The organism is Actinomadura rugatobispora, from assembly GCF_055379765.1.
Genome location: NZ_AP029191.1, coordinates 4,520,877 through 4,539,431, shown reverse-complemented (window position 1 = coordinate 4,539,431; position 18,555 = coordinate 4,520,877). Strand labels below are relative to the sequence as shown.

The window sequence follows — 18,555 nt, the reverse complement described above, 5'->3', positions numbered from 1 at the left end:
GATCGCGCACCGGGAGTGGGACGATGGGCGGGCCATGTCCCCGCACCCGCCGCATCCGCTCTTCCGGACCTCGCGGGCGGTCGCCTTCGCCGCCGTCTGCGTCACGCTGGCGACCCTGGGACACACCCTGACCTCCACCGCCGCGGTCCCGCTCTGGGCGATCGCGGCCGGATTCGGCGGGGTGCTGGCGGTGACACTGGCGCTGGCGGGCCACGAGCGCTCGCTGGCCACGATCCTGGGCGGGCTTCTGGGCGGCCAGTTCGCGCTGCACAGCCTGTACGCGGCGGCCACCGCCCCGCCCCTGCCCGCCGATCCGGCGGCGGTGGAACGGCACCACGCGGTCGCGTCCCTCCCCGGGCACGAGTCGAGCTTGGCGATGACCCTCGCGCACGTGGTCGCGGCCGTCGTCTCGGCCTGGTGGCTGCGGCGCGGCGAACGGGCCGCCTGGACGCTGGCCCGGCGCGTCATGGTGCTGGCCGGGCGGCCGTTGCGGGTCCTGCTGGCGCTGCTCGGCGCCGAACCGGCGGCGCCCGCGCCCCGTACCCCGGTGGTGAGGGCGGTCGTCCCGGCCGCCTCCGCCGGTGGCGTTCTCCGGCACCAGGTCGTACGGCGGGGCCCGCCCCGGCGTTCGAGGGCGCTCGCGCACGGCTGACCCCGGGTAGGGACGGCCGGCGGACGAGCGCCGTACGCCACCGGGCACGCCGCCTCTCGGCGCGCCCGGCTTTCCCGTACGTCTCGAACGCCCGATCGGAGACTTCCCATGCCCATGCGCGCCCATTCCCGTGCCGTCCGCAGATCCGCGGCGGTCGCGGCCCTGACCGCCGTGTCGGTGACCGGCCTGGCCACCGGCGCCGCCGCGCACGTCACCGCCAACCCCCGCACCGCCGAGCAGGGCTCGTTCGCCAAGGTGTCCTTCCGGGTGCCGAACGAGCGCGACGACGCCGAGACCGTCAAGCTGGTGATCGACATGCCCGCCGGCCACCCGATCGAGCACGTGTCGGTGCGCCAGGTGCCCGGCTGGACGGTCAAGGTCGAGAAGGCGAAGCTCGCGGCCCCCGTCAAGATCGAGGGCGGCGAGCTGACCGAGGCCGTCTCCCGGATCACCTGGTCCGGCGGGAAGATCGGCGCCGGGCGGTTCGAGGAGTTCGACGTCTCGATGGGGCCGCTGCCGTCCAACGCGGAGCGGGTGCTGTTCAAGGCCGAGCAGACCTACTCCAGCGACGAGGTCGTGAAGTGGGACCAGGATCCCGGCAGCGGCCAGAACGAACCGGAGCACCCCGCGCCGGAACTCAAGCTCACCCCGAAGGGCGCCCCGGCCGGCCCGGCCGGCGCCGCGCTGATCACCGCCCAGCCCGCGCGCGCCGTCCTGGCCGGCGACGACTCCGCCGACGGCACCGCCCGCCTCCTCGGCGGCCTGGGCCTCGCGGTCGGGATCGCGGGCCTCGGCGTCGGCGCCTTCGGACTCACCCGTGCAAGGAGGCACGCATGACCATCCGTCCCACTCTGCTCCGCACCGGGCTGGCGGGCGCGCTCGCGGCGGCGACGCTGACGCTGGGCGCGGCGCCCGCGTCCGCGCACACCGCCCTGAAGTCGTCCGACCCGAAGTCGGGCGCGGAGATCGCGCCGCCCGGTGAGATCACGCTGACCTACACCGAGACGATCCGGCTGCCCCGGGTCGTGCTGACCGGTCCGGGCGGCTCCCGGCACGAGAACGGGCCCGCGAAGGCGGTCGGCGACACGGTCACCCAGCCGGTGAACGGCACGCTGCCCAACGGCACGTACACGGTCGGCTGGCGGGTGGTGTCCGCCGACGGGCACCCGGTCACGGGCACGCTCAAGTTCACCGTGAAGGGCTCGACGGCCGCCGAGGGCCAGGGGCAAGGGCAGGCCCCGGCCGGGAACGCGGGCGCCCCCGCGACGCCCGCCGCGTCCTCGCCGTCCCCGAGCAACGCCGCCGGGCAGGAGGAGTCGGGCGGCTCCTCGTCCGGATGGGTGTGGATCGGCGTGGGGGGACTGCTGGTGGTCCTGGTGGTCGGTGGCGTGGCCTGGGCCCGCCGCCCGAGCCAGGACTGAGGCAAGCCGGAACCGCGCGGCACCGCGCGGTTCCGGCTCCGGCCAACCGATCGCGGCGGCGACGACGGCTCCAATACCGTGATCACCCGAGCCGAGCGAGATGGGGATCGCGATGATCGTCGAGTACATCCGCTACCGCATCGACCAGGCCGACGCCGCGGACTTCGAGGCCGCGTACGCGCGCGCCGCCGAGCCGCTGTCGGCCGCCCCGCAGTGCGTCGACTACGAACTCTCCCGCTGCGTGGACGAACCCGAGTGGTACGTCCTGCGGATCGCCTGGACCTCGGCGGACGACCATCTGCAGGGCTTCCGGGGCGGGGAGCACTTCCAGTCCTTCTTCGCCGAGATCCGCCCGTACGTGCAGCGGATCGAGGAGATGCGCCACTACGAGCGCACCGCCGTGCGCGGCACCGGCGCCTCCGTACCGAGCCTGTACGAGTGGGCGGGCGGAGCCGAGGCGTTCGCGCGGCTCACCGACGTGTTCTACGCGCGGGTGCTCAAGGACGACCTCATCGGCCCGCTCTTCGCGGGCATGGACCCGGGCCACCCCGAGTACGTGGCGATGTGGCTGGCCGAGGTCTTCGGCGGCCCCGCCCGCTACAGCGGCGAGCGCGGCGGCTACCACCACATGGTCGTCCAGCATCTCGGCAAGGGCATCGGCGAGCCGCAGCGCCGCCGCTGGGTGAGCCTGCTGATGGACGCCGCCGACGAGGTCGGCCTGCCCGGCGACCCCGAGTTCCGTGCCGCGTTCTCCGGCTACATCGAGTGGGGCACGCGGATCGCCCTGGCCAACTCCCAGCCGGGCGCGACGCCGCCCATGCAGGCCCCGGTGCCGCGCTGGGGCTGGGGCGTCGCGCCGCCCTACATCCCCCAGAGCTGAGCGTCGCTGGAGTCGAGCCGCGTCCGCCAGAGCACGATGATCCCGGCCGTTCCGGCGCATGCGGCGACGGCCATGCCCCAGCGCATGCCCGGCAGCGCGTACCCCGACAGCGCCCACGAGGCGGTGGCCAGCGCGGGCCCGACCGCGAAGCCGAGCTGGCGGGCCAGGCTCTGCGCCGCGCCCGCCGTCCCCGCCAGCGCGCCCGGCGCCCGCGACATGATCATCGCGAAGTTGGGCCCGGCGAACAGCCCGGTGCCGATCCCGGCCACGGCCAGCCGCCAGCTCAGGTCGGCCGGGCGCCAGCCGCCGTCCAGCGGGACGAGCAGCAGCGTGCCCAGCGTGGTGACGACCAGGCCGAGCAGCGTCGTCCGGGCGGCGCCCCAGCGGTCCCCGAGCAGGCCGCCGACCGGGCCCGCGAGCACCATCCCGGCGGGGAACGCCAGGATCGCCGCCCCGGCCGCCGCCGCCGGCAGGCCCAGCACCCGCTGGAGGTAGAACGGCGCGAGGAACTCCACCATGGAGATCGCGAGCGCGTTCAGCAGCACCAGCGCCACCGGTCCCGGCAGGCCCGGGGCGCGCGTCAGGTCCCGGAACGGCGCGCTCGCGGCGCTCCGCCACCACGCCAGCGCGGGCGGCACCGCCAGCCCGGCCAGGCCGAGCCACCCCGGCCCGTGGCTCGCGCCGAGCGACAGGCCGAGCAGCAGCGCGCCGGTCGCGGCGCCCAGCAGCGCGGTCTCGCCCGCGAACGAGCGGTCCGGACGGCGCGGCGGCGTCGCGTCCGGCGGCATCTGGACCAGCGCGATCGCGATGACCAGCAGGCCGATCGGGGCGTTCAGGTAGAAGATCCACGGCCAGCCCCAGGTGCCGGCGATCAGCCCGCCCGCCGCCGGTCCGCTGACCGCGCCCAGCGGTCCGAGCGTCATGACCAGCGCCGATGCCCGTCCGGCGTACTCCGGCCGGACCGCCCGGGTCGAGATCATCGGGATGAGGGCGAAGAGCACCCCGGCGCACGCGCCCTGCGCGATCCGCGCCGCGACCAGCACGGCGAGGGCGGGCGCCGCCCCGGCCGCCAGGCTGCTCGCGGTGAATCCGGCGACGGCGAGGACGAGCGCCGAGCGCGCGCCCGCCCCGTCCAGCCACCGCCCGGCCGGGAGGGTGAGGGCGACCAGGGGCAGCAGGTAGCCCAGGACGACCCATTCGGTCGCGGCGGTGCGCACGCCGAAGTCGCGTTCCATGGCCGGAAGCGCGACCGCGACGACGCTGGTGTCGAGCGTCGCCATGAAGACGACCAGCGCCGTCCCCGCCACCAGCCACCAGCGATTGCGCGGCCGCCGCCCGTCGTCCATGCCGAGCCCCCTCATCAACTACACACCATGTGCACTTAAAAACTACACAGCATGTGCACTTGCTTCAACGGGCAGGGGCAGTCTGGAAGCATGTCCGGCATGGTCAAGCCGATCGAGGAGCCCCGGAACGCGCGCGGCCGCCGCTCCCGCGCCGCGCTGCTGGCCGCCGCCCGGGAGATCGTCGAGACCGAGGGCGTCACCGCCGCCACCATGGCCGCCGTCGCCGAGCGCGCCGGGGTCACCCGCCGCGCCGTCTACCTGCACTTCGCGTCCCGCGCCGACCTGATCAGCGCGCTGTTCGACCACGTCAACGAGGCCGAGGACATCCAGGGCCGGTTCGCCCCGGTCGGCGACGCGCCCGACGCCGTCACCGCGCTGGAGGAGTTCGCGCGGCGGCACGCCGCGTACATGCCCCGCATCCTCGCCGTCGCCCGCGCCGTCGAGCGCGTCGCCCCCACCGACCCCGACGCCGCCCGGCACTGGGAGACCGCGATGTACTGGCGGTACGAGACCAACCGCGCCCTCGTCCGCCGCCTCCACGACGAGGGGGTGCTCGCCCCCGGCTGGACGGTCGACACCGCCGCCGACATGCTCCTCGCCCTCATCTCCAACGGCGTCAGCGAGACCCTCCTCGTCGAACGCGGCTGGACCCCCGCACAGGTCGGCGACCACATGGCCCGCCTCCTCCGCTCCACCTTCGTCTCGCCCCCCGCGCCGGACTCATAAAACGGCGCCCAGGGGTAAGGAAGAGCGCATCAGGAGCGAGGCGGGCTCGCAGGCACCCCGCGACTACCCCCCTTCGGGGGTGGTGCCGGGTCGGAGCTTGACCAACGATCCTTCTGACGGGGTGGCTGTCCGGCTACGAGGAGGAGTCACATGGCGGCAGTGGAGTTTCGTGCGGCCCGCGACTTCTTGCTCGCCCATCGCGACGACTACGCGACGGCGTACGAGAAGTTCCGCTGGCCGGTGCTGACCGGGTTCAACTGGGCGCTCGACTGGTTCGACAAGATCGCCGAGGACAACGACCGGCCCGCGCTGTGGATCGTGGAGGAGGACGGGTCGGAGGCCCGCTACACCTTCGCCGACGTCTCCCGGCGCTCCAGCCAGGTCGCCAACCGGCTGCGCGCCGCCGGGGTGCGCCGCGGCGACCGCGTCATCCTCATGCTCGGCAACCAGGTCGAGCTGTGGGAGACGATCCTGGCCGCCATGAAGCTGGGCGCCGTCCTGATCCCGACCACCCCGCTCCTCGGGACCGCGGACCTGCGCGACCGGCTGACCAGGGGACGGGCCCGCCACGTCGTGGCCGGATCCGACGCCGCCCACAAGTTCGCCGACATCCCCGGCGACTACACGCGCATCGCGGTCGGCCCGGAGGTCGAGGGGTGGCTGCGCTACGACGAGGCGTACGACGCCGACACCGCCTTCACCCCGTACGGGATCACCTTCTCCAGCGACACGCTCCTGCTGTACTTCACCTCGGGCACCACGGCCCGTCCCAAACTGGTGGAGCACACGCACGCGAGCTACCCCGTGGGCCACCTGTCGACGATGTACTGGATCGGGCTGCGCCCGGGGGACGTCCACCTCAACATCTCGTCGGCCGGCTGGGCCAAGCACGCCTGGAGCAACGTCTTCGCCCCCTGGAACGCCGAGGCGTGCGTCTTCATCTTCAACTACACCCGCTTCGACGCCGACCGCCTGCTGAACGAGCTGGAACGCTGCGGCGTCACCAGCTTCTGCGCCCCGCCCACCGTGTGGCGGATGCTGATCCAGGCCGACCTGACCCGGCTGGCCACCCCGCCCCGCGAGGTCGTCGCGGCCGGGGAGCCGCTGAACCCGGAGGTCATCGAACGGGTCCGCGACGCGTGGGGCGTGACGATCCGGGACGGCTTCGGGCAGACCGAGACGACCGTGCAGATCGCCAACTCGCCGGGCCAGCGGGTCAAGCCCGGCTCGATGGGACGTCCCGTGCCCGGCTACCGGATCACGCTGGTGGACCCGGTGTCCGGGGAGCCCGCCGAGGAGGGCGAGATCTGCGTCGACCTCAACGACGACCACCGCCCGCTCGGGCTGATGACCGGCTACCACGGCGACGAGGAGCGCACCGCCGAGGCGATGGCCGGGGGCCGCTACCACACCGGCGACATCGGCTCGCTGGACGCCGACGGCTACATCACCTACGTGGGCCGCGCCGACGACGTCTTCAAGGCGTCCGACTACAAGATCTCCCCGTTCGAGCTGGAGAGCGTGCTGATCGAGCACGAGGCCGTGGCCGAGGCCGCGGTCGTCCCGTCGCCGGACCCGGTGCGGCTCGCGGTGCCCAAGGCGTACGTCACCCTGGCCGCCGGCTGGGAGCCCACGGCCGAGACCGCGGCGGCGATCTTCGAGCACAGCCGGGCGCAGCTGTCGGCGTTCAAGCGGATCCGGCTGCTGGAGTTCGGCACCCTGCCCAAGACGATCTCCGGCAAGATCCGGCGGGTGGAGCTGCGCGCGAGCGAGGTGGACAAGCATCCCGACCCCACCACCCGCCCGGAAGGCGAGTTCCGGGAGGAGGACCTGCGATGACCGAGCGAAGCGAGGGCGGCGCGGCTGCCTTTCCGGGGGGTGTGGGGGGTCGTCCCCCCACAGGCGGCTCGTCGACGGAATTGGCCTATGCGTCGGGCACGTCGGGCAGGCCGCTGCTGGGCGACACCATCGGCGCGAACTTCGCCCGCACCGCCGCCGCGTTCGGTGACCGGGACGCGCTGGTCGAGTACGCCACCGGGCGGCGCTGGACGTACGAGCAGCTCGCCGCCGAGGTCGACTCGGTCGCGCTGGGGCTGCTGGAGCTGGGCGTGGCCAAGGGCGACCGGGTCGGGATCTGGGCGCCCAACTGCGCCGAGTGGGTGTTCGTCCAGTACGCGACCGCCCGGATCGGGGCGATCCTGGTCAACATCAACCCCGCCTACCGGGTGCACGAGCTGGAGTTCGTGCTGAACCAGTCGGGGGTGCGGACGCTGGTGGCCGCGCCCTCGTTCAAGACCTCCGACTACGCGGCGATGATCGAGGAGGTCCGGCCGCGCTGCGAGGCGCTGCGGGACGTCGTGCTGATCGGCCGGGAGTCGTGGCAGGCGCTGCACGACGCGGGCTGGGTCGGGGACCCGGCGCGGCTGGCCGAGGCGGGCGCGGGGCTCAGCGCCGACGACCCGATCAACATCCAGTACACCAGCGGGACGACCGGGTTCCCCAAGGGCGCGACGCTGTCCCACCACAACATCCTCAACAACGGCTTCTTCGTCGGCGAGCTGTGCGGCTACGACGCGGAGGACCGGATCTGCGTGCCGGTGCCGTTCTACCACTGCTTCGGCATGGTGATGGGCAACCTGGCGGCCACCAGCCATGGCGCGTGCGTGGTGATCCCGGCGCCGGCGTTCGACCCGGCGGCGACGCTGGCGGCGGTCGCGGCGGAGCGCTGCACCTCGCTGTACGGGGTACCGACGATGTTCATCGCCGAGCTGAACGACGACTCGTTCGCCGACCACGACCTGTCCTCGCTGCGCACCGGGATCATGGCCGGGTCGCCGTGCCCGGTGGAGGTGATGAAGCAGGTCATCGAGCGGATGGGCATGGCCGAGGTGGCGATCTGCTACGGCATGACCGAGACCTCCCCGGTGTCGACCCAGACCCGCGCGGACGACTCCCTGGACCGCCGGGTGTCGACGGTCGGGACCGTCCACCCGCATCTGGAGGTCAAGATCGTCGACCCGGTGACGCGCGCGACCGTGCCGCGCGGGACGCCCGGGGAGCTGTGCACCCGGGGCTACTCGGTGATGCTCGGCTACTGGGAGGAGCCGGACAGGACCGCCGAGGCGATCGACGCGGCCCGCTGGATGCACACCGGCGACCTGGCCGTCATGGACGCCGAGGGCTATGTCAACATCACCGGCCGGATCAAGGACATGGTCATCCGGGGCGGCGAGAACGTGTACCCGCGCGAGGTCGAGGAGTTTCTCTACACCCATCCGGACATCGTGGACGCGCAGGTCATCGGGGTGCCGGACGAGAAGTACGGCGAGGAGTTGATGGCCTGGGTGCGGCTGCGCCCCGGCGCCGGGCCGCTGACCGCCGAGGCGCTGCGCGAGTTCTGCTCGGGGCGGCTGGCGCACTACAAGATCCCCCGGTACGTCCATCCGGTGGACGAGTTCCCGATGACCGTCACCGGGAAGGTCCGGAAGGTCCAGATGCGGGAGGAGGCGGTCGGGATCCTGGGCCTGGACGAGGCGGCCCGCACCCGGCACGCCTGACCGCCGCGTGATCCGGATCACCGTTCCCCCTTCACTCCGCGGCGCCGTCCGGGCATGCTCTGAGCATGGGTGACGACTCCGCGGCGGTGCGCACGGCCGTCCTGTCGCTGCAGCGCGCGACCGGCCTCCCGATGGTGTTCGGCGGCGCGCTCAGCGGCCGCGACCGGATGCGGATCAGCGAGCTGGTCGGCGGCACCACGGGCTCCCTCGACGGGCTGGTGGTCCGCCGGAACTACGGGCTGGGCGGCAAGGCGATGGCGCTGGGCCGTCCCGTGTGGGTGAGCGACTACCCGCGCGCGTCGACGATCAGCCACGACTACGACGGCCCGGTGGGCGCCGAGGGGCTGCTGTCGATCGTGGCGGTGCCGATCGTGGTGCGCCGCCAGATCCGCGGGGTGCTGTACGGGGCGCTGCGCGAACCGCTGTCGATCGCCGACCGGGTGCTGGCGATGACCGTCCAGGCGGCCCGCGACCTGGAGCAGGACCTCGCGGTACAGGACGAGGCCGACCAGGCGCTGGCGCGGGCGGCGGCCCCGTCCGAGGCCGGTCCGGCGGCGGCGCGCTGGGAGGAGGTCCGGGCCGTGCACGCCGAGCTGCGCGGCCTCGCCGACCAGATCACCGATCCCGGTGTCCGCGCCCGCCTGCTGGAGGCGTCCACCCGCCTGGCCGCCGCCGGCGCCGACCCGTCCAGCGCGCCCGAGACGGAGCGCCCGCCGGGGCCGTCGCTGTCGCCGCGCGAGCTGGACGTCCTGTCGTACGTGGCGATCGGCTGCACGAACGCGCAGGTCGCGCGCCAGCTCGGGCTCCTCCCCGCGACGGTGAAGAGCTACCTGAAGTCGGCGATGCGCAAGCTGAACAGCCACACCCGCATGGAGGCGGTGAACGACGCGCGCCGCGCGGGCCTGCTCCCTTGACAGCACCCTTTGACAGGTCCCGGTCACGTCCCGGCATAACCCGTGGTCGTCCTTGCTGCGAATCTGACACATCCGTTGGGCACGGGTCGTTCATGCCGGTTCCCGGCCGCCGCCGCCCGCGATTTCTACTGCCGCCATCCCGTCTCAACAAGATCGACGGCTGGGCGGTACGCAGATTCGGCGAAGGGGCACCGTGTCCGAGAGCGAGAGCGCACCCGACGACCAGATGATCGGCGATCTGATCGCGGCGCTGGAGAAGCATCTGGAGCGGCTGTCGGAGGCCGTCCGCTGGCACGACACCGCGATCGGCCGCGCGCCGAGCCCGAACCTGCTGGTCAACGCGGGCTGGGCGTACGGGAAGGGGCTGACCGAGCTGGAGATCTCCGGTCAGGCGCTCACCATGGAGCCGGCCTTCCTCTCCGCGACCATCAGGGCGGCGACCGGCGAGGCGCAGCGCGACCTGCTGCGCCAGGCGGGCGACCTGGTCGCCGACGTCCGCCGCGAGGCCGAGGAACTGCTGGACTCCCTCGACGCCGCCCTGCTGGCCGACCTCCCCGACGACGGCCGCGCCACCCTGTACGACACCCGCGACTGGTGGCGCGGCTACGTGGAGTCCCTCCACAAGATGGACGACAACCTCCGCTTCATGAACGGCGACTGACCGCGGGGCCGACGGTGTTCTCCCGAACGTGCCCCCAGGGCCAAAGTAGTTTTGTGATCAGTCACGGTTGCGGTTCGTGCTCGTCACGAGTCGGGTGTACCGCAGCGCGGTAGTGCATCCCTGGCATTCAAGGGTTTTCCCGACCCGGAGCATCTCGACCTCGGGTTGGCGGCTTGACGCCGTGGGGCCCCGCGACTTGATCCCGGGTTCAGGACGTGGCGGTGCTCTCGGCCGGGCTGGGCGCCGGGCAGCAGGGCGGCCGGCCAGGCGATCCCGACGACCAGGTGCATGGCGGCCAGGGCGAGGGCGGTGGCGGCGTCGGCCGAGACCGCGAACGGCATCGCCGCGGAGACGAGGGCGACGGCCGGCCCGGCCCAGGCGGCCCAGCGCGGGAAGGCCGGGAACCAGCGGGCGAGCAGCCACACGATCGCGGCGCCGGCCAGCATCGGGACCACGGTCCCCAGCGCGACCATGGCGGCGTTGAGGTCGTAGGGCGCCTCGATGTCCAGGGACGCGCCCGCGGCGGTCCCGATCCACAGCAGCAGCAGGTCGATGACCAGCGCCGCGGCGGTGGCCGCCAGGACGCGGGCGGGCTGGAGCGGGCGGCGGGCGGTGGTGCGCGCGGCGGATGTTCGGGTGTGGCTCATGTGCCGGCTCCTTGGCGTGCGCAGTGGGCCCCGGGCCCGGTGTCAGGGGGCGGGGCGGGGTGACAGGCGGATGATCGGCAGGATCCGGTCGGTCTTGTCCTGGTAGGAGGCGAACTGGGCGGAGGCGGCGGCGATCTGCTCCCACGCCTGCGCGCGTTCGGCGCCGTGCAGCTGGTCGGCGACCACCGGGATCGTGCGGCCGTCGACCTCGATCCGGGCCTGGTCGGGGTGGGCGGCGAGGTTGTGGTACCAGGCGGGGTTCCCGGCGGCGCCGGCGGCGGAGGCGACGATCAGCCAGGTTCCGTCCGGGCCGGGGAACCAGCCGACCGGGGTGGTGCGCTCGGCACCGCTCTTGGCGCCGATGGTCGTCAGGACCAGGGCGTTGAAGCCCATGGCCTTGCCGGTCTTGCGGATCCGCCGGGCCAGCAGGGTGTTGACCCAGCGCATCATCCGCCCGGACGGCCGGCGCGCGCCGCGGGTTCCGGCGGGAGTGTCGAAGCTCATCTGACCTCTCCAAACAGGCACAGGGGGTTGGTGGCCGCGGGGGCCGCCGTGGTGGTGGGCGCCGCCCGCGGCCGGCGGGCGGCGCTGGGAATCAGGCCCCAGCGGTGAGCGCGGCGCGGAAGCGGAACCGGCCGGGGATCAGCTCGCCGTCGGCGCGGGCCTTGTCCAGGGCGGCCGCCCACCAGGCCAGGTCCTCGAGCATCACCTGCAGGCCCACCGCGGTGGCGGGACCACCACGGCCACAGCCTGCGAGACGGGCCGTTACTGCCCGGCGCCGGGCTGGTGGACGGTGCGCTGCACCACGACCTGCCGGTCGTGGGTGAAGGGCAGGCCCTCCAGGTTGAAGCTCCACGACAGCGTCGGGGTGATCTTCATGTACGGGGCGTTGCCGAACTGGCCCTGGCGTTCGACCAGCTCGGCCTCGCCGTAGATGCGCAGGTACCGCGGCGTCCACGGATCGGTGGAGACCAGGTCGTCGATCACGATGGCGACCTTGGGGTTGCCGGCCTGCACGTTGCGAAACTTGCGGGTCCTGGCCGGGTCCATGCCGCCCACGTACACGTGCGTCCCGTCGAACTCGAATCCCACCGGCGCCACGTCGGGCTGCCCGTCCGGGGCCGCGGTGGCGATCCGGGCCAGCCGCTGGGACCGCAGATAGGCGGTTTCCTCTTCGGTGAACGACACAGCGAACCTCCTGGTGGACGTCGTGACCTGCACATTTGGTCTGGTTAAGCCAGCGTACTGTACGCGGCATTAACCATATTTCCCGTGTACTGTATTCCTGTGGACAACACGGGGCAAACGGTCACGGAGGGGCATGCCGCGGGGCTCGGCTGCGCCGCCGGCGCGCCGCGCATCGGCGCGGACCCGGCGGACATGGACGTGGCGACCGGGCTGGTGCAGCTGACCAGCCTGGTCCAGGGCATCTACGCCGCCGTGTCCGCGCGCCACGACCTGACCCCAGCCCAGGCCAAGCTGCTGTGCGTGCTGCTGGACGGCCCTCGTGGCATGGCCGACCTCGCCCGCTGCTTCGGGGTCGAGAAGGCCGCCCTGACCGGCCTGATGGACCGCGCCGAGCGCCGCGGACTGGCCCAGCGCGCCCCCGTGCCCGGTGACCGCCGCGCCCTGCAGGCAGTCCTCACCCGCACCGGCCGCCAGGCCGCGACCGCGTTCCACGCCGAGGTCAGCGCCGAACTCGCCCACCTCACCGCACCCCTTAACCCGGCCGACAGCGAGCAGTTCCGCGCCACCATGGCCGGCATCATCCAGCGCTGCCGCGCCGCCTCCGAACCCGGACCGCGCTGAATCTCGCCAGCAGGGCCGCGGCGGGCAAAGCCCCTCACAGCCACGTGGCCGCCCGGCGCATCGGCCTTCGGAGAGCCTGAGTGCAGAAGTCGCGGTCCAGTTGGGCGGCGACGGCCAGGACGGCGAAGAGCAGCGCCGAGCCCGGCAGGGTCGTAGATTCCCGTCAGCGGCCCGGTCAGCGGCTCCAGGTGGATCCCGGCACCTTGTAGGCCGGCGGCGAGGGTCATGAGGTCGGCGGCGTTGGGGGCGGGGCGCTTGAGCTCGTGGACGGTGAAGATGACGGCCTGACGGCTGGCGCGACCGGCGGCAGGGCCTGCCATGCCGTGCCGGGCCTTCGCCCGCTCGGAACGCGGCCGTCCGGTGCTCGCTGCGGGGTCTCGCAGAACGGGTCAGTCATGGCGAGCACGAAGAGTGTCGGTCGCTACGCATAGCTACTTTGGTCCTGGGGTCACCTCGGGAGAACACCCCCGGGCCGCGTGCGTCAGGGGCCGGATGCGGGCGCGTGGCCGCAGGCGGCCTTGAGCGTCTCGTTGTTGATGTAGCCGCCGCCCGCCGTCATGCCGTCGTTGTACGCGGTCGACGTGGTGCCGGGCGGCAGTCTGCTCAGTGAGGCGGCGGCCGCGTCCAGCTCGGCCGCGATCTTGCTGGCCTCGGCCGGGCCGCCCTTGTCGATCCTCGTGCCCAGGCTGCGGATCCTGGACGCGGCGTCCCGGAAGAACGGGGCGTCGGCGGAGGACAGGGCGACAACCTGACCGGAGGACCGCATCTTCCGGCTCACGGAGTCCAGTTCGTCGAAGAGGGCGTTGCACGGGAAGAGCCGTTCCTGGATCCCGCCGCATCCGGTGGACGTGAGAACCACGCCCGCGAGGGCGACGGCGCCGGCCAGTCTGGTCATGGACATATGCGTGGGCGTTCCTTCGGAGAAGTTGCGTGCATGGAATATCAGACGCGTACTTCACCATCTTTGGATCCCCTGCCGCCCACAATAAAGGGACAAATGAAAAGGCGTAATGTCCTTGACTTGTCCGCGCTCCTCCAGGATTCCGGCCGCGGTGTCGGAGGTCTGTGGCACAGTGCGTGCCATGCCTCATACCTACCGCGCCCTGGCAAGCGAACTCGTACGGCTCCGCGCGCTCACCTCCGAACGCGCCGAAGCAGGGCTGGCGAAGGTGGCCGAGTGGGGTGACCTCGACGAGGAGGCCGAACTCCCCGACCTTTTCGAGGCCCTGCGGGAGTTCGGGCTCACGATCCACGTGCCCGACAAGGTGAACACGCTGCTGGACGGCTACACCTGGCTCATCGAGGAGGCGGTGGCCTGCGCGGGCGGCTCGATGATCATCGACGACATCGAGCTCTTCGAGGACGAGGACGACGAGGACGAGGACGACCTCCTCCACTTCCGCCGCGACGGCCACTCCATCTGGTGGAGCCTGGAGCACCAGTCGGCCCGCTACCTCGACCTGATGACGGTCTGGGAGAACCTGCACGACCTCGCCCCGGGCGGCTCCGACCCGCGCGGCTATTTCCAGATCATGGAGGAGGGGCAGGGCTCGGTCGGTTACTACCTGCTGATCACGCCCGAGCAGGCCAGGGCCCTCCGCGACGGGCTGGGCCTGCCGCTCGACGAGCACGGCATCTTCGGCCCGCCCGGCAACCCCCCGACGGCCGAGCCCGGCACGCTCGACTACTACATGCAGGACGACCGCCGCTACATGGACGACGAGTCCTGCGCCTTCCTGGACGCGTGGCTCGCCGACATGGACGCCGAACTCGACCGCTGGCGTGCCCGCCACCTGCCCGCCGACTTCCCCTTCGACTTCACCCCCGCCTCGCTCTCCGCCCTCAAAGCCCTGCTCCTCGCCGGCCCCGACCTCCCCGACGACTTCGCCGACGGGGCCGTCCGCTACATCGGCGAGACCGCCGTGCGCACCTGGCCGTGCCGCTGGGCCTACCGGCACTCCAGGGGCGACAACCCGTACACGGGAGTGCCGCTGATCCGCTCCAACACCCCGGGCGACCTGATGAGCGTCGTCGTGCCGCGCGACATCATCGAGGCGCTGCTGAGCGGGCGCGACCCGGGCCGGCTGAACGAGGACCTGGAGGAGATCCCGGACGCGGTCAGCCGATACGAGAGGGCGGTCAGCCTCAAGAACGGCTAGAGGACGCCTTCAGGCGATCCGGGACCAGCGCGCTGGCCAGGCCCATCGTGGAGCCGCCCGCCCCGAGCACCCCCAGCGCCAGGAGCGTCACGCCGATGACCCACAGGCCGCTGCCGTCGTCGCGCGACCAGTCCAGCCCGGCGGCCAGGGCCGTCCCGAGCACGCTCCCGGCCAGGGCGGCGACCACCCGCCGCCCCCACACCGCGACGGCGCCCGTCCCGAGCAGGACGACCGCCAGCCCGACCACCTGCCACGCCTGGTAGGGCCCGGTCTCGATCCCGTCGGGCTGGACGTCCCGCTTCTGGTCCCACCCAAGCCAGACCAGCCAGTTGAGCATGCTCACCGCGAACACCAGGACCGTCACACCCAGATGCGAGACCACACCGCGAAGGTTCATAACCGAACCCTCCCTCCAAGCCCCGCCCGTCCCCACCGCCGAACTACTCAACCTCGCTGAGTACTTCACCGTGCGGCGATGATTTCCGGTGACGCCCAGGGTCTTGTCCGTATGACCACCACTCACACCCTTGAGGCGCCGGGCGTGCGCCTGTACTACGAGGTCCGCGGCTCGGGGCCGCTCCTTCTGCTGACGGGCTCGCCGATGGGCGCCGCGATGTTCGGGCCCCTCGCCGACGCGCTGGCGGGCGACTTCACCGTCGTCACGCACGACCCGCGCGGCATCTCGGGCAGCCGCCTGGACGACCCGGAGCAGGACTCCACACCCGACCTGCGGGCCGCCGACCTCGTCGCCCTCCTGGACGCCCTCGGCGCCGAGTCCGCGGACGTGTTCGGCAGCAGCGGCGGCGCGGTCACCGGCCTGGCGCTCGTCGCAAGCCACCCCGGCCGCGTCCGCACGCTCGTGGCGCACGAGCCGCCGCTGCTCGACCTCCTCCCGGACGCCGCCGAACGGCACGCGGCCACCGAGGACATCGTCGAGACCTTCCACCGCGACGGCGCGGGCGCCGCCTGGGTGAAGTTCATGATCGCCGCCGGATTCGACGTGCCCGAAGAAGCCTCCGGCCCTCCAGGCGAGCCCACCGAGCAGGACCTGGCCGACAACGCGCGCTTCTTCAGCCACGAGCTGCGCGGCACCACCCACTACGTCCCGGACGTGGCCGCCCTGAAGGCCGCGTCGTCCCGCGTCGTCGTCGGCGTCGGCGCGGACTCCAAGGGCCTGGTCACCTACCGGACCTCCCTGGCCATCGCCGACCTCCTCGGCACGGAGCCGGCCGAGTTCCCCGGCGAGCACGGCGGCTTCCTGGGACAGCCCAACGAATTCGCCGAAGCCCTGCGCAAGATTCTCTGATGAGAACGGGACGGTCCGAGACCACCCGCGCCGGTGGCCCCGGGCCGTCCCGCGTCAAAACCCCAGCAACCGCCGAATCAATCCCCGCCGCCGTGGCGCCCTGGGAGGAACAGGTCGGCCCCGTCCTTCCGCGCTGGCCCTGTCGGTCCTGAACCGCATCTGGATCACCTGGGGCCCGCGCACGATCTCCAGCCGCCGTGCCATCTCAGCAGGACTGGCCGCCTCCACCAGACTGTCCCGCCCGTGCCGATCCGCCGCAACGGCCCACCACGACCCCGTCCGCGCGCCCCACCACACCCGCGCCCCCGGGAACCGCCGCTCCAGCAGGACCACGATTCGCCCGACCTCGAACTCCACCCGCACGTCACCCGCGACCGTCACCGCTCACCACCCCCGGCCAGCCGCACCATCACGAAGATCCGCGCGTCCGTGATGTGATCCGACTCCGCGATCGGCTCACCCCCCGAACCGAAGAACCACAACCGCCCCCCATCCTCCGCACGCGGATTACACGTGACCGTGTAATCCGCCCCCGCGTTCCGCACCACCAGCCCTCGCACCGTCAACTCCACCGCGAAACCGTGCGCACCCAAATGCGCACCCAACGCAGCGAGCGGATCCGTCTCGGCCGTACGCTCTCCCATGGGCCGGACCTCCTTTCCGGTCAAGGGCTCGGCCGGTGCTGAACTCACCGCGTCCGAGCCCGCCTCATGCCTGGCACCGCGAGGAAGAAATCTCGGTGCTCATCCGGTCACTGTCAGTGAATCGGCCGCGCGGGGTGCGAGGACAGAGGATTATGGCGACCAGTAGGGGACCCTCCCCTGGTCCCCTTCATGGCCGAAGGGTGTCCGCCATGACGAGTCACGAGGAACGCCCAGAGTGGGCCGTGCGCCTGGAGACCGAACGCGAGGCGCGCGGCTGGGGACGGTGGGCCATGGCCCGCCGCCTGCTCACCGCCGTGGGCATCGACCATCACGACCCGACGCGGGTCAAGAACCTCGGCCGGCAGATCCTCGGGTACGAGAAGGGGGAGCACTTCCCCCGCGACTGGTCCACCGCCTACGCGACCGCGCTCGACTTGGACGAAGAAGACCTCTTCCCAGAGGAAGAGGCGTACACCCTGCCGGTGGGTACCGTAAACGAGAGCCCTGTTCCCGAGCATGGGAGCGACGAAGTGAAGCGTCGCGCAGCATTGCAGCTCATCGGAGCGATCGGCGCGGGGACGGCCGTCCCCCCGGGCGTTCTGGAACAAGTCCTGGCGGGCATCGAGGACGCGCTCGACGGCCCGCTGGACCTCCCTGAGTGGGAGCGCGTCGTCCACGAGCACGGCCAGCGGATCGTCACCCGCCCTGCCGGCGCCCTGGTCGGAGACCTGACCGCCGACATCATCGCGGTCGGGGAACTGCTCAAACGCAAGCACACGACCCCGGAACGTGCCGGTCTGCTCCGAGTCAGCTCCAACCTCTCGGGCCTCCTGGCCATCGACGTGGGCGACATGGGCGACCAGCGTGCCGCACGCGTCACATGGAACACGGCCAAGCGAGCCGCTGACGCGTCGGGCGACCACGACTTGCGAGTGTGGGTACGAGGCCGGGCCGCGGAGGAAGCGGCCTGGGCAAGGCGACCCGCTCGTGTCGTCACCGACCTGGTGAACGAGGCGGTGGCGCTGGCGGGCGACCCGCCGTCGCGAGGACTGCGATCGGGAGGGCTGGCACGTGCTCACTCAGCCCACGCCTACATGGCGGCCGACCGCGGTGACGCTTCCCAGGCGCGTGCTTCGATCGCCGATCTGCATCGGACTTTCGAGCGGATGCCGCAGTCGGACGAGCTCTCGGCCCTGTCGTTCAGAGAGAGCCAACTGCGCTGGGTGGAGTCCTTCGTCCACACCCGTACGGGTCACAAGCAGGCGGACGCGACATTGTCGCGGGCGATGTCGCTGTATCCAGCCGAGGCGCAGGGGCCCCTCGCGAACCTCGCGCTGATGCAGGCCGCGCATCTCGTCCGGACACGTGAGATCGACGCCGGCCTCAAACGGGCGCTCACCGCGTTGGAGGACACGCACATCGCCACGACCGCACGCCTCTCGCTGGCCAACATGGTCCTGCAGGCGCTCCCCGAGCAGGCGCGCTCGCATCCGGCGGCCCGTGAGCTGAGGGAATTGACCACCGCCGCCTGACACTTACCTCCCGGCCTAGGGTTTCGGGTAGGGAACGGGTGTTGGGTCACCGAGGACCAGTACCACTCCGCGCTCGGTGACCTTCTGATCGCGCGGGCGGACACCTACGTCTGGCTCGATCTTCCCCGCCGGACCGTCATGTTCCGGGTCGTTCGCGAGTCGTTGAACCGGGCGGTGACCGGCCGCGAGCCGTGGAACGGCAACCGGGAGACCTTCCGGGACCGGCTCGACGCCGACCACCCCGTCCGCTGGGCCTGGGCGCGGCACGGGGTGAAACGGCGGCGGACGGCTGATAGGCTGC

Annotated in this window: 21 protein-coding genes; 13 read left to right on the top strand and 8 right to left on the bottom strand. The window is 72.4% G+C overall.

The genetic code is table 11. The features are described 5' to 3' along the window. Positions 1-34: 34 nt before the first annotated feature. From ACZ466_RS19945 to ACZ466_RS19930, 4 genes are all read left to right on the top strand, one after another. The gene (locus tag ACZ466_RS19945) at positions 35-652 is read left to right on the top strand and encodes an MFS transporter (RefSeq protein WP_378282925.1); all 618 of its coding nucleotides are present in this window, start codon (positions 35-37) and stop codon (positions 650-652) included. Positions 653-760: 108 nt separating this feature from the next. Beyond that, positions 761-1,489, top strand: coding sequence for a YcnI family copper-binding membrane protein (locus tag ACZ466_RS19940; RefSeq protein WP_378282924.1), 729 nt, complete (start codon positions 761-763; stop codon positions 1,487-1,489). Next, on the top strand, positions 1,486-2,073 hold the full coding sequence (locus ACZ466_RS19935) for a copper resistance CopC family protein (RefSeq protein ID WP_378282923.1): 588 nt from the start codon (positions 1,486-1,488) through the stop codon (positions 2,071-2,073). The genes ACZ466_RS19940 and ACZ466_RS19935 overlap by 4 nt, the downstream gene beginning before the upstream one ends. A gap of 112 nt (positions 2,074-2,185) precedes the next feature. Continuing rightward, the gene (locus ACZ466_RS19930; protein WP_378282922.1) at positions 2,186-2,953 is read left to right on the top strand and encodes a group II truncated hemoglobin; all 768 of its coding nucleotides are present in this window, start codon (positions 2,186-2,188) and stop codon (positions 2,951-2,953) included. On the opposite strand, the gene ACZ466_RS19925 is transcribed toward ACZ466_RS19930, so the two are convergent. Then, entirely contained in the window at positions 2,935-4,314 is a 1,380-nt protein-coding gene (locus ACZ466_RS19925; RefSeq protein ID WP_378282921.1) for an MFS transporter, read from the bottom strand. The genes ACZ466_RS19930 and ACZ466_RS19925 overlap by 19 nt on opposite strands. Positions 4,315-4,389: 75 nt before the next feature. On the opposite strand from ACZ466_RS19925, the gene ACZ466_RS19920 reads away from it, so the two are divergent. The 5 genes from ACZ466_RS19920 (at position 4,390) to ACZ466_RS19900 (ending at position 10,157) form a co-directional block, all read left to right on the top strand. Next, a complete protein-coding gene (locus ACZ466_RS19920; protein WP_378282920.1) occupies positions 4,390-5,025 on the top strand; it encodes a TetR/AcrR family transcriptional regulator in 636 nt (211 codons plus the stop codon). A 150-nt stretch (positions 5,026-5,175) separates the two neighbouring features. Further along, complete coding sequence (locus ACZ466_RS19915; protein WP_378282919.1) at positions 5,176-6,864, top strand: AMP-binding protein; 1,689 nt, start codon at positions 5,176-5,178, stop codon at positions 6,862-6,864. 80 nt (positions 6,865-6,944) lie between these two features. After that, complete coding sequence (locus tag ACZ466_RS19910; RefSeq protein WP_464043898.1) at positions 6,945-8,582, top strand: AMP-binding protein; 1,638 nt, start codon at positions 6,945-6,947, stop codon at positions 8,580-8,582. Between the two features lie 65 nt (positions 8,583-8,647). Beyond that, positions 8,648-9,496: a LuxR C-terminal-related transcriptional regulator gene (locus ACZ466_RS19905; protein ID WP_378282917.1), complete on the top strand. Its 849-nt coding sequence runs from the start codon at positions 8,648-8,650 to the stop codon at positions 9,494-9,496. A 193-nt stretch (positions 9,497-9,689) separates the two neighbouring features. Beyond that, complete coding sequence (locus ACZ466_RS19900; protein ID WP_378282916.1) at positions 9,690-10,157, top strand: hypothetical protein; 468 nt, start codon at positions 9,690-9,692, stop codon at positions 10,155-10,157. 83 nt (positions 10,158-10,240) lie between these two features. On the opposite strand, the gene ACZ466_RS19895 is transcribed toward ACZ466_RS19900, so the two are convergent. From ACZ466_RS19895 to ACZ466_RS19880, 4 genes are all read right to left on the bottom strand, one after another. Next, a complete protein-coding gene (locus ACZ466_RS19895; protein WP_378282915.1) occupies positions 10,241-10,804 on the bottom strand; it encodes a DUF6069 family protein in 564 nt (187 codons plus the stop codon). Between the two features lie 42 nt (positions 10,805-10,846). Then, entirely contained in the window at positions 10,847-11,308 is a 462-nt protein-coding gene (locus tag ACZ466_RS19890) for a nitroreductase/quinone reductase family protein (protein ID WP_378282914.1), read from the bottom strand. A 91-nt stretch (positions 11,309-11,399) separates the two neighbouring features. Then, positions 11,400-11,525: a hypothetical protein gene (locus ACZ466_RS19885; protein ID WP_378282913.1), complete on the bottom strand. Its 126-nt coding sequence runs from the start codon at positions 11,523-11,525 to the stop codon at positions 11,400-11,402. A gap of 44 nt (positions 11,526-11,569) precedes the next feature. Further along, positions 11,570-11,992 carry a PPOX class F420-dependent oxidoreductase gene (locus ACZ466_RS19880; RefSeq protein WP_378282912.1) on the bottom strand — a complete coding sequence of 141 codons (423 nt, stop codon included), beginning with the start codon at positions 11,990-11,992 and terminating at the stop codon, positions 11,570-11,572. Positions 11,993-12,091: 99 nt separating this feature from the next. Here ACZ466_RS19880 and ACZ466_RS19875 point away from each other — a divergent pair, with 99 nt between their 5' ends. Beyond that, positions 12,092-12,613, top strand: coding sequence for a MarR family winged helix-turn-helix transcriptional regulator (locus ACZ466_RS19875; RefSeq protein ID WP_378282911.1), 522 nt, complete (start codon positions 12,092-12,094; stop codon positions 12,611-12,613). Positions 12,614-13,094: 481 nt separating this feature from the next. On the opposite strand, the gene ACZ466_RS19870 is transcribed toward ACZ466_RS19875, so the two are convergent. After that, positions 13,095-13,514 (bottom strand): hypothetical protein, encoded by a 420-nt coding sequence (locus ACZ466_RS19870; RefSeq protein WP_378282910.1) that lies wholly within the window; start codon positions 13,512-13,514, stop codon positions 13,095-13,097. A 181-nt stretch (positions 13,515-13,695) separates the two neighbouring features. On the opposite strand from ACZ466_RS19870, the gene ACZ466_RS19865 reads away from it, so the two are divergent. Further along, on the top strand, positions 13,696-14,772 hold the full coding sequence (locus tag ACZ466_RS19865) for a hypothetical protein (protein WP_378282909.1): 1,077 nt from the start codon (positions 13,696-13,698) through the stop codon (positions 14,770-14,772). Here ACZ466_RS19865 and ACZ466_RS19860 read toward each other — a convergent pair. Then, the gene (locus ACZ466_RS19860) at positions 14,759-15,169 is read right to left on the bottom strand and encodes a hypothetical protein (RefSeq protein WP_378282908.1); all 411 of its coding nucleotides are present in this window, start codon (positions 15,167-15,169) and stop codon (positions 14,759-14,761) included. The genes ACZ466_RS19865 and ACZ466_RS19860 overlap by 14 nt on opposite strands. 111 nt (positions 15,170-15,280) lie before the next feature. On the opposite strand from ACZ466_RS19860, the gene ACZ466_RS19855 reads away from it, so the two are divergent. Beyond that, positions 15,281-16,078: an alpha/beta fold hydrolase gene (locus tag ACZ466_RS19855; RefSeq protein ID WP_378282907.1), complete on the top strand. Its 798-nt coding sequence runs from the start codon at positions 15,281-15,283 to the stop codon at positions 16,076-16,078. A 377-nt stretch (positions 16,079-16,455) separates the two neighbouring features. Here the strand turns inward: ACZ466_RS19855 and ACZ466_RS19850 are convergent, their stop codons facing one another. Then, the gene (locus tag ACZ466_RS19850; protein ID WP_378282906.1) at positions 16,456-16,722 is read right to left on the bottom strand and encodes a hypothetical protein; all 267 of its coding nucleotides are present in this window, start codon (positions 16,720-16,722) and stop codon (positions 16,456-16,458) included. 209 nt (positions 16,723-16,931) lie between these two features. On the opposite strand from ACZ466_RS19850, the gene ACZ466_RS19845 reads away from it, so the two are divergent. Continuing rightward, positions 16,932-18,254 carry an XRE family transcriptional regulator gene (locus tag ACZ466_RS19845; RefSeq protein WP_464043897.1) on the top strand — a complete coding sequence of 441 codons (1,323 nt, stop codon included), beginning with the start codon at positions 16,932-16,934 and terminating at the stop codon, positions 18,252-18,254. Positions 18,255-18,555 lie beyond the last annotated feature (301 nt).

Bases quoted from the DNA above. Each gene is read 5' to 3' on its own strand.
- ACZ466_RS19925 (WP_378282921.1), bottom strand. From the start codon at position 4,314: ATGAGGGGGCTCGGCATGGACGACGGGCGGCGGCCGCGCAATCGCTGG.
- ACZ466_RS19860 (WP_378282908.1), bottom strand. From the start codon at position 15,169: ATGAACCTTCGCGGTGTGGTCTCGCATCTGGGTGTGACGGTCCTGGTG.
- ACZ466_RS19930 (WP_378282922.1), top strand. From the start codon at position 2,186: ATGATCGTCGAGTACATCCGCTACCGCATCGACCAGGCCGACGCCGCG.
- ACZ466_RS19865 (WP_378282909.1), top strand. From the start codon at position 13,696: ATGCCTCATACCTACCGCGCCCTGGCAAGCGAACTCGTACGGCTCCGC.
- ACZ466_RS19915 (WP_378282919.1), top strand. From the start codon at position 5,176: ATGGCGGCAGTGGAGTTTCGTGCGGCCCGCGACTTCTTGCTCGCCCAT.
- ACZ466_RS19890 (WP_378282914.1), bottom strand. From the start codon at position 11,308: ATGAGCTTCGACACTCCCGCCGGAACCCGCGGCGCGCGCCGGCCGTCC.
- ACZ466_RS19920 (WP_378282920.1), top strand. From the start codon at position 4,390: ATGTCCGGCATGGTCAAGCCGATCGAGGAGCCCCGGAACGCGCGCGGC.
- ACZ466_RS19940 (WP_378282924.1), top strand. From the start codon at position 761: ATGCCCATGCGCGCCCATTCCCGTGCCGTCCGCAGATCCGCGGCGGTC.
- ACZ466_RS19935 (WP_378282923.1), top strand. From the start codon at position 1,486: ATGACCATCCGTCCCACTCTGCTCCGCACCGGGCTGGCGGGCGCGCTC.
- ACZ466_RS19850 (WP_378282906.1), bottom strand. From the start codon at position 16,722: ATGGGAGAGCGTACGGCCGAGACGGATCCGCTCGCTGCGTTGGGTGCG.
- ACZ466_RS19895 (WP_378282915.1), bottom strand. From the start codon at position 10,804: ATGAGCCACACCCGAACATCCGCCGCGCGCACCACCGCCCGCCGCCCG.
- ACZ466_RS19845 (WP_464043897.1), top strand. From the start codon at position 16,932: ATGACGAGTCACGAGGAACGCCCAGAGTGGGCCGTGCGCCTGGAGACC.
- ACZ466_RS19905 (WP_378282917.1), top strand. From the start codon at position 8,648: ATGGGTGACGACTCCGCGGCGGTGCGCACGGCCGTCCTGTCGCTGCAG.
- ACZ466_RS19870 (WP_378282910.1), bottom strand. From the start codon at position 13,514: ATGTCCATGACCAGACTGGCCGGCGCCGTCGCCCTCGCGGGCGTGGTT.
- ACZ466_RS19855 (WP_378282907.1), top strand. From the start codon at position 15,281: ATGACCACCACTCACACCCTTGAGGCGCCGGGCGTGCGCCTGTACTAC.
- ACZ466_RS19945 (WP_378282925.1), top strand. From the start codon at position 35: ATGTCCCCGCACCCGCCGCATCCGCTCTTCCGGACCTCGCGGGCGGTC.